Source organism: Nocardiopsis sp. NRRL B-16309, from assembly GCF_001279585.1.
Lineage (GTDB): Bacteria > Actinomycetota > Actinomycetes > Streptosporangiales > Streptosporangiaceae > Nocardiopsis.
This window is the reverse complement of sequence record NZ_LGEC01000062.1, coordinates 18,931-30,890: the sequence shown is the minus strand read 5'-3', so window position 1 is coordinate 30,890 and position 11,960 is coordinate 18,931. Positions and strand designations below refer to the sequence as shown.

12 protein-coding genes are annotated in these 11,960 nt (G+C 70.6%); 6 read left to right on the top strand and 6 right to left on the bottom strand.

Annotation, left to right across the window (positions count from 1 at the left end; all coding sequences use genetic code 11):
* Nucleotides 1–236: 236 nt before the first annotated feature.
* From ADL05_RS08725 to ADL05_RS08700, 6 genes are all read left to right on the top strand, one after another.
* Nucleotides 237–839: a DUF4178 domain-containing protein gene (locus tag ADL05_RS08725; RefSeq protein ID WP_053616372.1), complete on the top strand. Its 603-nt coding sequence runs from the start codon at nucleotides 237–239 to the stop codon at nucleotides 837–839.
* 7 nt (nucleotides 840–846) lie between these two features.
* Nucleotides 847–1,359 carry a DUF2617 family protein gene (locus ADL05_RS08720; RefSeq protein WP_053616371.1) on the top strand — a complete coding sequence of 171 codons (513 nt, stop codon included), beginning with the start codon at nucleotides 847–849 and terminating at the stop codon, nucleotides 1,357–1,359.
* Between the two features lie 18 nt (nucleotides 1,360–1,377).
* Nucleotides 1,378–1,692, top strand: a complete 315-nt coding sequence (locus ADL05_RS08715) for a hypothetical protein (protein WP_053616370.1) — start codon at nucleotides 1,378–1,380, stop codon at nucleotides 1,690–1,692.
* A gap of 69 nt (nucleotides 1,693–1,761) precedes the next feature.
* On the top strand, nucleotides 1,762–2,055 hold the full coding sequence (locus tag ADL05_RS08710) for a hypothetical protein (RefSeq protein WP_053616369.1): 294 nt from the start codon (nucleotides 1,762–1,764) through the stop codon (nucleotides 2,053–2,055).
* Between the two features lie 45 nt (nucleotides 2,056–2,100).
* Nucleotides 2,101–2,529 carry a DUF350 domain-containing protein gene (locus tag ADL05_RS08705; RefSeq protein WP_053616368.1) on the top strand — a complete coding sequence of 143 codons (429 nt, stop codon included), beginning with the start codon at nucleotides 2,101–2,103 and terminating at the stop codon, nucleotides 2,527–2,529.
* Between the two features lie 29 nt (nucleotides 2,530–2,558).
* Nucleotides 2,559–4,130: a polyamine aminopropyltransferase gene (locus tag ADL05_RS08700; protein WP_053616367.1), complete on the top strand. Its 1,572-nt coding sequence runs from the start codon at nucleotides 2,559–2,561 to the stop codon at nucleotides 4,128–4,130.
* 381 nt (nucleotides 4,131–4,511) lie between these two features.
* On the opposite strand, the gene ADL05_RS08695 is transcribed toward ADL05_RS08700, so the two are convergent.
* From ADL05_RS08695 to ADL05_RS08670, 6 genes are all read right to left on the bottom strand, one after another.
* Nucleotides 4,512–5,936 carry an FAD-binding oxidoreductase gene (locus tag ADL05_RS08695; protein WP_053616366.1) on the bottom strand — a complete coding sequence of 475 codons (1,425 nt, stop codon included), beginning with the start codon at nucleotides 5,934–5,936 and terminating at the stop codon, nucleotides 4,512–4,514.
* 237 nt (nucleotides 5,937–6,173) lie between these two features.
* Nucleotides 6,174–7,019 (bottom strand): ABC transporter permease, encoded by an 846-nt coding sequence (locus tag ADL05_RS08690; protein WP_082376204.1) that lies wholly within the window; start codon nucleotides 7,017–7,019, stop codon nucleotides 6,174–6,176.
* Entirely contained in the window at nucleotides 7,016–7,870 is an 855-nt protein-coding gene (locus ADL05_RS08685) for an ABC transporter permease (RefSeq protein ID WP_053616365.1), read from the bottom strand. Before ADL05_RS08685 ends, ADL05_RS08690 begins: the two co-directional genes overlap by 4 nt.
* 4 nt (nucleotides 7,871–7,874) lie before the next feature.
* Nucleotides 7,875–9,140 carry a PotD/PotF family extracellular solute-binding protein gene (locus tag ADL05_RS08680; protein ID WP_197285730.1) on the bottom strand — a complete coding sequence of 422 codons (1,266 nt, stop codon included), beginning with the start codon at nucleotides 9,138–9,140 and terminating at the stop codon, nucleotides 7,875–7,877.
* A gap of 32 nt (nucleotides 9,141–9,172) precedes the next feature.
* Nucleotides 9,173–10,330, bottom strand: a complete 1,158-nt coding sequence (locus tag ADL05_RS08675) for an ABC transporter ATP-binding protein (RefSeq protein ID WP_053616364.1) — start codon at nucleotides 10,328–10,330, stop codon at nucleotides 9,173–9,175.
* Between the two features lie 76 nt (nucleotides 10,331–10,406).
* Nucleotides 10,407–11,855: a gamma-aminobutyraldehyde dehydrogenase gene (locus ADL05_RS08670; RefSeq protein ID WP_053616363.1), complete on the bottom strand. Its 1,449-nt coding sequence runs from the start codon at nucleotides 11,853–11,855 to the stop codon at nucleotides 10,407–10,409.
* Nucleotides 11,856–11,960: the final 105 nt, after the last annotated feature.

Genomic DNA, 11,960 nt, shown 5'->3' with positions numbered 1-11,960 from the left:
CTCCGGTACACCCCCGTGCCGGTACCGCCCCGGTACACCGACGTTCGGATACACGGACTCCGGTACCGGGGCACACCCCCCGTTCGACGCACCCGCCCGCCCGTTCTGGCCGTATCCGGCCTCGAACGGAACCAGAACCCCGCACCGAACGTCTCACTGAGCAGCCGCACGCCCGGCCGGGGCCGAAGGCCCACGGCCGCGGTACGTCCAGGTGAGCCCCCGAGAATCGAGGAACATTGGTCACCGTACTCGTCCTGCTCGGCGCCGGACTTCTCATCGGCGCCCTCGTCGCCCTGCTGATCCAGAAGCAGAAGGAACAGAAGGCGCGCCAGGCTCCGCCCCCGCCGTCCGCTCCGAAAGACCCCTTCGCCTCCGAGGGCGACACCACCGGTGACCCCCGCACGATCAAGGCCGGCGACATGATCGACTGGGGCACCGAGCGCACCTGGATCCGCGGAACCCTGCGCCTGGCCGAGGGCGGCTACACCTGGTCCGAGCACTTCCTGGAGGTCGAGGGCGGCAAGCGCTGGCTGACCGTCGAGGAGGACCCCGACGTCCAGCTGTCGCTGTGGACCGGCCGACCCGACGTCGAACTCACCCCGCACTCCAAGACCCTGGAGTTCGAGGGCACCACCTACAAGCTCGACGAGCGCGGCACCGCCGCCTACCGCTCGGAGGGCACCACCGGCCTCAAGTCCGAGGGCGGCTGCGACTACGCCGACTACGAGTCGGCCGACGGCCGGATGCTCTCCTTCGAGCGCTTCGACCACGGCGGTTGGGAGGCCAGCACCGGCACGAAGATCCTGCCCGGCAGCTTCACCATCTACCCCGGGAGCTGATCGGTCCGTGCTCGCGAGCATCAGTACGCCCTTCGTCGACACCCGGGCCGCCGACCTGGTCTGGACCCTGGACCACCCGTTGGCCGACGCCCTCGCCGTGCGCACCGTCGAGGTGCCCGGCGCCCGGGTCGAGCTGCGGGTCCTCGGGGCCTCGCACCAGGTGGTCGTGCGTCCGGAGTCGGACGGGGACGCGCTGGTGGAGACGGTGGCGTGCCTGCCGGGCCTGCCCGGCGGACTCCCCGACAGCGCCGACCGTCCGCTGCGCGGCGTCGGCGACTACCGTTTCGACTCCCTGGTGGAGTCGTTGCCGCGCAGCGCACTCGCCCGCCGGGTGGAACGGCTCCACCGCGAGGTGGCCGACTCCCCCGGCGGACTCCTCGTCGCCTTCCCCGGTGACCCGCTCTCGGTCACCGCGCTGCACCTGGCCCCCGACAGCACGGGAAGCCTCCACTGGCGCACCTGGCACGCCTATCCGCAGAGTGGAGAACTGGTGACGACCACGGCACACGTGACTCCATGACGTCCGAGGAGGCCGACCATGGCCAACACCGCCCGGCACCGCGCCCTGATCGGCGGCGCTCTCATCCTGGTCCTGTCCCTGACCGCCTGCGGCAACAACGACTCCGACTGTGAGCCCTCCCAGCGCTCGACCAGCTCCACCGGTTCGATCAGCGGCACGGGTACCGCGCCGGGCCCGGCCTCACCCTCGCCCACCGACGACGACTGCGACCGCCGCAACGGCGGCGGTGGCGGTGGCGGTGGCGGGTTCCTCTTCTTCGGCGGTGGCGGCGGCTCCAACAGCAACGGGAGCGGCAGCGACAACCGGGGCGGCGGCACCGGGTTCGGAAAGTAACCTTCCTGGTCGGGGCACCGTCCCCGATACTGCACACTCCATCCATTCCCCCACCTCTGAGAGAACCGATTGAACGCGTACGAGGACGCGAGCGCTGGCAGGAAGAAGTGGATCACGGTGGTGGCCGTCATCGGCGCCATCATCCTGGTCCTCGCCCTGCTCAGCGCCTGCGATGATGACAGCAACCGCTACTGCCCGGACGACGACTACGTCAGCGACCCCTCCTATGACGACGACGAGTGCGAAGGCTCGTCGAGCTCCTCCGGCGGAGGGTTCTTCTTCTTCGGTGGCAGCGGCGGCAGCAACCGCAACACCGGCTCCGGCAGTGACTACCGTGGCGGCGGCTCCGGCTTCGGCAAGTAGCCCCCGTTCCAGACTCCCCCGATCCCCGACACATCGAACTGGACCATGAACGAGATCCTCTTCAACGCACTCGCCGCCCTCGCCTACGGCGGTGTGGGCATCCTCATCCTCGTACTGGGCTACGTCATCACCGACCTGCTGACCCCCGGTAAGATGCACGAGCTCATCTGGGAGCAGCGCAACCGCAACGCCGTGCTGCTCGTGTGCGCCAACACGCTGGGTTCGGCCATCGTCGTCACCAGCGCGATCCTCTCCAGCGACTCCGAGATCGGTCTGGGCGCCGGCCTGCTCTCGACCGCCGTCTACGGCCTGATCGGCCTGGGCGTCATGGCCCTGTCGTTCCTGCTGATCGACCTCATCTCGCCGGCCAAGATCGCCCACATGATCAGCAGCCCCGAACCGCACCCGGCGAGCTGGGTGAGCGCCGCCGCGCACGTGGCGACCGCCATGGTCGTCGCCGCGGCCCTCACCTGATCGACCGACACCACCCGAAGGCACCCGAGTTGACTGACAGCACCACCCGGACCCGGCACCGGCTCCCGGTCCCACCGAGGGCGGCGAGGTTCTTCGTCCTGCTGGCGGTCTTCGTCTGCGCTGCCTGTGGCCTGGTGTACGAGCTCGCGCTCGTGGCCATCGGCAGCTACCTCCTCGGCAACACCATCACCCAGGCCTCCGTGGTCCTGTCGGTGATGGTGTTCGCCATGGGGGTGGGGTCCCTGCTGTCCAAGCGGTTCCAGGCCAGCCCCGCGGTCTCGTTCGCGGTGATCGAGGGCCTGCTGTCCCTGGTCGGCGGCCTGTCCGTCCTGCTGTTGTACGGGGCGTTCGCCTGGTTCTCCGCCTACCAGCCCGCGCTCGTGCTGCTGTCGTTCCTCATCGGCCTGCTCATCGGCATGGAGATCCCCCTGCTGATGACGCTGATCCAGCGGATCCGCAGGCAGGAGGCCTCCGAGGCGGTCGCCGACCTGTTCGCCGCGGACTACGTGGGCGGCTTGATCGGCGGACTGGCGTTCCCGTTCCTGCTGCTGCCGCTGCTGGGCCTGCCCAAGGGCGCGCTGATGGTGGGCGCCCTGAACGCCGTGGTCGGGGTGGCGGTGGTGCTGTGGCTGTTCCGTACGGAGCTGACCAGGAGCGCCTACGCCGGGTTGAGCGTCGGCCTGGCGGCCATCGTGGCGGTGCTGGCCCTGGCCTACGTGTACGCCGACCGGTTCGAGGTGGACGCCCGCCAGGCCCTGTACCGGGACCCGATCGTGCACGCCGAGCGCTCGGAGTACCAGGAGATCGTGCTCACCCGCTCGCTCGACGGCCGGGACGTGCGGATGTTCCTCAACGGCTCGCTGCAGTTCTCGACCCTGGACGAGTACCGGTACCACGAGTCGCTCGTCCACCCGGCGATGGCGGGTCCGCACGAGGACGTGCTCGTCCTGGGCGGCGGCGACGGGCTGGCGATCCGGGAGATCCTCGCCTACGACGACGTGGCCTCGGTGACGCTCGTGGACCTGGACCCCGCGGTCGTGGAGCTGGCGTCGACGGACCCGGTGATCAGCGAGCTGAACGAGGGGTCGTTCGAGGACCCGCGCGTGGAGGTCGTCAACACCGACGCCTTCCAGTGGCTGCGCACCAACGCCGAGGACTTCGACGTCGTCGTGGCGGACATGCCGGACGGCGAGGACGTGGGGACCTCGAAGCTGTACACGGTGGAGTTCTACTCGCTCGTGGCCGACGCCATGGCGGAGCGGAGCCGCCTGGTGGTGCAGGCGGGATCGCCGTTCTTCGCGCCCGACGCCTACTGGAGCGTGGGCCGCTCCCTGGAGGGGGCCGGGTTCGCCGCCACCCCGTACAACGTGGACGTGCCCTCGTTCGGGAACTGGGGCTTCTACCTGGCCACCACGGGCGCCGCGCCCGACCTGGACATCCCCGAGGGCGCGCCGGAGCTGCGCTTCCTCGACGAGGAGCTGCTCGCCGCCGCCCAGGTCTTCCCCCGCGACCGCCGCGAGGACGTGGGCGAGGTCCAGGAGTCGACGCTGATGCATCCCCGCATCATCGACTACCACGAGGACGGCTGGCGCGGCTACTGAGCGCCGCCCCGCGACGGGCACACCCCGCCCGGGAGGCCACGGCCGATACGGGCGCTGAGCGCCGCCCCCGGTGACAGGCCCGCCCCGCCCCCGGGAACCGGGGACGGGGCCGGGTTGAACACCGCGCGGCCTTGGGAACTTGGGCCGGTGGGCGGCCACGCGGTGGCTCGGTGCGGGGTGGAACGGCCACGGAGCGGCACCCTCGGACCGCCCGTGACCCCGTCCATCTTCACCCGGGCCGCGCCAACGGCGCGAACGCCACGCCGCCGCCCGTAGGGCGCGGACAACCCCTTACCGAGACTTTCCACCCAGGGCGTGTTCGGTGGATGCCGCCCGTCGCGAGCGGCGGAGCAGGGTGAGCACCGCCGAGCTTGCCCTGGGTCAGCTGTCGAAGCCCAGACCCACCGCGTCCAGGCCGCGCAGCCACAGGTTGCGCCGCCCGCCGTTGCGGTCGGCCGCGGCCGTGGCCCGCAGGGTCAGCTCGATGCCCAGGGACCGGACCGGCTCGGGCGGGAACGGCAGCGGCTTCTCCCGCACCATCCGCAGCCGGGTGCGCTCGGTGTCCAGGCCGTCGAGGCGGTCCAGCATCACCTGCGCGCCGAAGCGGGTCGCCCCCACGCCCAGGCCCGTGTAGCCCGCGGCGTAGGCCAGACGGCCCTTGTACCCGGTGCCGAAGAACCCGGAGAACCGGCTGCACGTGTCGATGACCCCGCCCCACGTGTGCGTGAAACGCAGGCCCTCCAGCTGGGGGAAGGTCGCGAAGAAGTGCTCCGACAGCGTCCGGAAGGTCTCCGGCCGCTGGTCGAACTCCGGGCGCACCTTGCCGCCGTAGTGGTGGACGACGTCGTAGCCGCCCCACAGGATCCGGTTGTCCGAGGTCAGCCGGTAGTAGTGGAAGAAGTTGGCCGCGTCGCCCACGCCCTGGCGGCCCTTCCAGCCCAGGGAGGCCATCTGCTCGTCGGTCAGGGGCTCGGTCATCAGCGCGTAGTCGTAGACCGGGGCGAGGTAGTGCTTGAGCCGGCGCAGCGGGCCGGGGAAGGCCCCGGTCCCCCAGGCGACCCCGGGCGCGTGGAGGGCTCCTCGCGCGGTCTCCAGGCGCAGGCGCACGGGCACTGAGCGGATCGCGCGCACGGGGGAGTTCTCGAAGAACCGCACGCCCAGGCGCTCGCACGCGGCCCGCAGCCCCCAGGCCAGCTTGGCCGGGTGCACCATGGCCACCCCGTCCGGCTCGTAGAGCGCGCCGACGTAGGTGGGCGAGTCGATCTCCCGGCGGACCCGCTCGGCGTCCCACACCTGCGCGGTCGTGCCGTGCTCGGCCATCGACCGGGCGGCCTCCTCGAAGCCCTCCGCCTGCCACGGCTCGGTGGCCACGAGCAGTTCGCCGGTGCGCTCGAACTCGCAGTCGATCCCGTGCCGTTCCACGGCCTCCTGGATGCCGTCGAGGTTGGCCAGGCCCTGGCGCTCCAGCTCGGCGATCTCCTCGGGCCAGCGGTCGAGCCCGTTCTCGTAGCCGTGCGTGAGGCTGGCGGCGCAGAAGCCGCCGTTGCGGCCCGAGGCCGCCCATCCGGCCGTGCGCGCCTCCACGACCACCACGTTCCGGTCGGGGTCGCGCTCCTTGGCGATCAGGGCGGTCCACAGTCCGCTGAACCCGGCGCCGACCACGGCCAGGTCGGCGTGGACGTCGCCGACCAGCTCGGGGGCCGGTTCGGGCACCTCGTGTCCGGGAACGTCGGGGTCCAGCCAGAAGACCTTCGGGCGGGCGCCCTCCAGCGCCTTCTCCGCTCGCGCGGCGGCTCCGTCGGCCATGGGTATCACTCCGTCTCGTCGTGGCCGTGCCCGCCGGGGATTCGGCGGGCACGGATGCAGCAGAGCGGGGCGCGGGCCGGCACGGACGGATGTGCCGGACCGCGCCCCGGACCCGGGCCGGTGGCCCGGTTCGGGCACGGGGGCGCCGACGGGGTCCCGGCCGGCCCGGAGGCGGATCCCTCGGGGAGGGGGTCCGCCTCCGGGCCCGGAGGTTCCCGTACTCGGGGCCCGTGCCCGCTACCTCCGGCGGCGCGCCATGACGATGTTGGCCACCGCCAGGACCACACCCACCAGGAAGAGCAGTGTTCCCATCACGTTGACCTGGGGCGGGATGCCCACCCTGGTCGTACCCCAGATCCACAGCGGGAACGTCGTGACGTCGCCGCTGACGAACGTGGTGATGATGTAGTCGTCGATCGACAGGGCGAAGGCGAGCAGCCCGCCCGCCATCACCGCGGGGAAGAGCATCGGCAGTGTGACCAGCCGGAACGTCGTCCACGGGCCGGCGCCGAGGTCCTGGGCGGCCTCCTCCAGCTGCGGGTCGAGGGTGATGACCCTGGCCCGCACGGTGATCGCCACGAAGGACACGCAGAACATCACGTGCGCGACGACGGTCGTCCAGTAGCCCGTGGTGACGCCCATCATCAGGAACGTGGACAGCAGCGCCGCGCCCAGCACCACCTCGGGGGCGCTGATCGCCGCGAACATCACCAGGTTGGTGAGCTGCTTGCCCCGGAAGGTGAACCGCCCCAGGGCCAGGCCGAGGAGCGTGCCCAGCACGCCCGACACCAGCATGGTGAGCAGTGCGATGCTCACCGAGTTGAACATCGCCTCGTTGAGCTCGGGGTAGGCGAACGCGTTCTGGTACCAGTGCAGGGTGAAGCCCTGCCAGGTGACGTTGTGCCGTCCGGCCGGGTCGTTGAAGCTGAACGCGGCCATGAACACGATCGGCAGGAACAGCCAGGCCAGGACGGCCCACGTGTACCAGCGGCCCCAGTCGATCCGGCGGCGCGCGCGTGCGGCGCGCCGCGGCCCGGCCGGGGTGCCCGGCTCCGCCGGGGGTGTCAGGACGTCGGTGCTCACGCGTGCACCTCCATGACGCGCTCGGTGCCCAGGGCCCGTGCGTAGCTGAAGATGCCGATCAGCAGCAGGCCCATGAGGACGAAGGTGATCGACGACGCGATCGGGTAGTTGTTGTTGATCAGGTACTGCGTCTGGATGACGTTGCCGATCATCGTGTTGTGCGTGCCGCCCAGCACCGAGGCGTTGACGTAGTCGGAGCTGGTCGGGATGAAGGTCATCAGCACACCGGCGAACACACCGGGCAGCGAGACGGGCAGGATCACCCGCACGAAGGCCTGGAAGCGGCCCGCGTACAGGTCGTGGGCGGCCTCCACCATCCGCGGGTCCATGCGCTCCAGCACCGCGTAGATCGGCAGGATCATGAACGGCAGGAAGTTGTAGGCCAGGCCCAGGATCACCGCGGGCGCGGAGTTGAGCAGCGCGAACCCCTCCGGGACCAGCCCGACCGACTTCAGCGGGCCCAGGACCACGCCGTTGTCGGAGAGCAGGAACCGCCACGAGATCGTGCGCAGCACGAACGAGACGAAGAAGGGCAGCAGGATCAGGAGCAGGTAGGTGGACTTGTACGGTCCGCCCTTGAACGCGATCCAGTAGGCCACCGGGTAGCCGATGGCGATGCACAGCACCGTGGCGCAGGCGCCGTAGAACAGGGAGCGCAGGATCTGCTCCCAGTAGGTGCTGACGGCGTCGACGTAGTTGCCGACCGCGAAGGACTGCTCGAACCCGGTGATGACGTTGCCCGTGGTGAGCGACAGGGACAGCATCCCGCCGATGGGCACCACGAAGAACAGTGCCAGCCAGGCCCACGCCGGCAGCACCAGCGCGTAGGGCGTGATCTTACGGTTCCTCATGGGCTCAGCTCTGCGTGATCTCGTGGAAGAGGGAGGCGAACTCCTCCTGGGCGTCGGCCTCCAGGTTCACGTAGTTGTGGAGCTTCTGGTAGTCGCCCTCGGTCGGGAAGACCAGGGAGCTCTCCGCCATCTCCCGCAGCGCCTCACCGCGCTCGCTGCCGTCCTCGGCGTCGGCCCACTCGGCCATGACCTCCTGGGCGTGGGGCACCGGCGTGATGTAGGCGATGTACTCCGTGAGCCCGGTGGCGATCTCCGGGTCGTACAGGAAGTTCATCAGCTCGATGGCGTCCACCGGCGCCTGCGAGGTGTAGGGGATCATCAGGTTGTCGGTCCACAGCGTGGCGCCCTCGTCGGGCACGACGAACTTCAGGTTCGTGCCCTCCTCGGCGTTCTGCTGGTAGATGTCGCCGGACCAGGCCATGGTCATCCACAGGTCGCCGTTGGTGAGCGGCTGGATGAAGTCCTGGTCGTAGTAGGCGCGCACGATGCCGGCGTCGCGCTGCTCGCGCAGCTTCTCCGCGGCGGCCTCCCAGTCCTCCAGGGTGGAGTCGGCCGGGTTGACGCCGTTGAGCAGGAGGCCGAAGTTGGCGATCTCCTGGGCGTCGCCCATCATCCCGACCTTGCCCTCGAACGCGGGGTCCCAGAGGTCGGCGATGCTGGTGATCTCCCGGTCGACGTACTCCGGGTTGTAGGCGATGCCGGTGATGCCCGAGGTGTAGGGCACCGTGAACTGGTTCCCCGGGTCGTAGGCGGTGTTCTTGTAGGACTCGCCCGCGTACTCCGCGTAGTTCGGCAGCTTCGTGTGGTCGAGCTGCACGAGGTAGCCGAGCTCGATGAGCTTGGCGAGCTCGAAGCCGTTGGGCAGCACCATGAGGTCGTACCCGGTGTCGTCGCCGTTGGCCAGGCGGGGCTGGATCTGCCCGAAGAACGACGCCGCCTCCTGCACGTCCTCCTTGTAGTCGACCTCGATGCCGGTCGACTCGGTGAACTGCTGGAGCTGGGTGCGCTCGGAGTCCATGTACAGCGGCCAGTTCGCGAAGCGCAGGGAACCGGTCTGCTCCTTGTCGGCCCAGTAGTCCTCGCTCGCCGCGGGGTCCCTCTGCTGGCCGCCGACGCCGCACGCGGACAGGGCCAGGGCGGCGGCCGCGGCGCCGCCTGCCTGCAGGGTGCGGCGCCGGGTCATGCCGGGCAGCACCAGCGGGGAGCGCCGGGCGCGGGTGAGGCCCCGGAGAAGCGGTGTGTTCAGGTTGGGGCGAGGGCGGTTGCTCATGTCGTCGTTCCCTACTCGTTCTTGGGGGATGCTCAGGAGGACAGCGCGTAGGAGTGCTCGGGGCGCCAGGACAGCCACACGGACTCGCCGCGCTGGGCGACCAGGGTCGAGCCGGACGCGTTCTGCTGGTAGACGGTGACCTCCTCGCCGCCCCCGATGTCCACCTGGTAGTGCGTGGACGAGCCCATGTACACGGTCTCGGTGACCGTCCCGGGGACCCGGCTGACGTCCGTTCCCGGGGCGTCGGTGCCGATGCGCATCTTCTCGGGCCGCACGGTCAGGTGGATGTGCGCTCCGGTGGTGACGGTGTCGGGAAGCTCGGCGACCAGGGCGGTGGCGCCGTCGGCGACCTCCACCTTCCAGTGGTCGCCCGCCCGGCCCTTCACCACGCCCCTGACCAGGTTGCTGGTGCCGATGAAGTCGGCGACGAAGCGCGTGGCCGGGCGCTCGTAGATCTCCGCGGGTGTGCCGAGCTGTTCCACCCGGCCCTCGTTCATGACCGCGATGCGGTCCGACATCGTCAGCGCCTCGCCCTGGTCGTGGGTGACGTAGACGAAGGTGATGCCGACCTCGCGCTGGATGCGCTTCAGCTCGACCTGCATGGACTGGCGGAGCTTGAGGTCGAGCGCGCCGAGCGGTTCGTCCAGCAGCAGGGCGCTGGGCTGGTTGACCAGGGCCCGGGCCAGGGCGACGCGCTGCTGCTGGCCGCCGGAGAGCTGGGTGGGCCGGTGCTTGGCGCGGTGTCCGAGCTCGACGAGGTCGAGCATCTCGGCGACCCGGGTGCGGATCTGGTCCTTGGGCACCCGGCGGCGCCGGAGCCCGAAGGCGACGTTGTCCGCGACGCTCATGTGCGGGAACAGCGCGTAGCTCTGGAAGACCATGTTGACGTCGCGGTGGTTGGCGGCCACCCCGGTGACGTCCTTGCCCTCCAGCAGGACGGTGCCCTCGGTGGGCTCCTCGAACCCGGCGATCATGCGCATCGTGGTGGTCTTGCCGCAGCCGGACGGACCGAGCAGGGAGAAGAACTCCCCGGCCTCGATGGCCAGGTCCACGCCGTCGACCGCGCGCACGGTCTCCGAACCGGAGCGGAAGGCCTTGACGACCCCGTTGAGGGTGATGGCGGGCCGGTTCGCCGCCGGTTCGGTGGCGGGCGGTGCCTCGGGCGTGGGACTCGTGGTGCTGGTGGCCATGGCGTCGGAGTTCCTATCAGCTCTCGTTCCTGGTACGGGGGGACGCGGGTCCGGCGGCGGTTCCGGTGCCGACGGCTCAGTCACCGATGTAGCTCATGACGTGCTTGATCCGGGTGTACTCCTCGAAGGAGTACGTCGACAGGTCCTTGCCGTAGCCGGAGTGCTTGAAGCCGCCGTGCGGCATCTCGGCGGTGATGGGGATGTGGGTGTTGATCCACACGCAGCCGAAGTCCAGGCGGCGCGAGACGCGCAGCGCGCGGGCGTGGTCCCTGGTCCACACGCTGGAGGCCAGGCCGTACTCGACGGAGTTGGCCCAGGAGACCGCGGTGTCCTCGTCGGTGAAGCGCTGGACGGTGATGACCGGGCCGAAGATCTCGTCGGTCACGAGTTCGTCGCCCTGGCGCAGGCCCGACACGACGGTGGGTGCGAAGAAGTAGCCCTCGTCGCCGACCCGGTGGCCGCCCGCGAGCACCTCGGCGTGGTCGGGGGTGCGCTCCAGGAACCCGGTGACGCGCGCCAGCTGGTTGGCGTTGTTGACGGGGCCGTAGGCGGCGTCGGGGTTGCTGGGCGGGGCGGTGACGGTGCCGCGCGCCTGCTCGGCGAGCGCGGCGGCCAGGTCGTCGTGGATGCCGGGGGCGGCGAGCACGCGCGTGGCGGCGGTGCAGTCCTGGCCGGCGTTGAAGTACCCGGCCTCCGCGATCCCGGCGGCGGCCTTCTCGACGTCGGCGTCGTCGAAGACGATGACGGGGGCCTTGCCGCCCAGCTCCAGGTGCAGGCGCTTGAGGTCCTTGGACCCGGCCTGGGCGACCTCGTACCCGGCGCGCGTGGAGCCGGTGAGCGAGATCAGCGCGGGCACGGGGTGGTCCACCAGGGCGCGGCCGGTGTCGCGGTTGCCGGTGACGACGTTGAACACGCCGGCCGGGAAGAACTCCGAGGCGATCTCCGCCAGGAGCAGCGTGGACAGCGGCGTGGTGTCGGAGGGCTTGAGGACGATGGTGTCGCCCGCGGCCATGGCGGGGCCGATCTTCCAGGCGGCCATGGCCATCGGGTAGTTCCACGGGGTGATCTGGCCGACGACGCCCAGGGGCTCGCGCCGGATCCACGAGGTGTGGTCGGCCATGTACTCGCCCGCGGCGCGCCCCTCCAGGTTGCGCGCGGCGCCCGCGAAGAAGCGCAGGGCGTCCAGGACCTGGCCGATCTCCTCGCTCTTGGTCAGGCCGACCGGCTTGCCGCAGTTGCGGACCTCGGCGTCGACGAGGTCGTCGGCGCGCTCCTCGACGGCGTCGGCGAACTTGTTCATGGCGATCTGCCGCTCGGCGGGCGTGGAGTCGCGCCAACCGCCCTCGAAGGCGTTCTGGGCGGCCTTGAACGCGCGGTCGACGTCCTCGGCCCCGGACACGGCGGCGGTGGCGAAGACCTTGCCCGTCGAGGGGTCCACGAGGTCGGCACGTGCCCCGTCGGCGGTGTCGACGTACTCCCCGTTGACGAAGTTGCGGAGGTGTTCGGTGCCTGACTCCTGGGTCACAGTGGCTCCTGCGGGTCGGGCGCGCCGTAGACGCGCTGGTCGGGGCACGACGGACGTGCTGGCGGTGTGAACTGTCACACTGCCAGGCAGGACGCCCGACTTCAA